This is a genomic window from Mycobacterium sp. NGS27, from assembly GCF_059813005.1.
Window position 1 is genome coordinate 1 of sequence record NZ_JCALDT010000058.1, and the last position, 259, is coordinate 259.

Annotated in this window: 1 protein-coding gene; it reads left to right on the plus strand. The window is 65.6% G+C overall.

The window, feature by feature from the left end; all coding sequences use genetic code 11:
* A partial coding sequence (locus AC5Y30_RS25560) for a phosphopantetheine-binding protein (protein ID WP_499922114.1) occupies positions 1–259 on the plus strand: 259 nt, incomplete at both ends.

The following is a 259-nucleotide window of genomic DNA, read 5'->3' on the forward strand; positions in this document are numbered from 1 at the left end:
GTGGATGGTGCCCGCGGCGGTGGTGGTGCTTGAGGCGTTGCCGTTGACGGTCAACGGCAAGCTCGACAAGCAGGCCCTGCCGGCGCCGGATTACGGCGATGCCGAACGTTATCGGGCCCCGGCCACTGCCACCGAAGAGATTCTGGCCGGCATCTATGCCCAAGTCCTGGGCGTGGAGCAGGTCGGTGTCGAGGACTCGTTCTTCGAGCTGGGTGGGGACTCCATTTCGGCTATTCAGGTGGTGGCCCGGGCCAGGTTC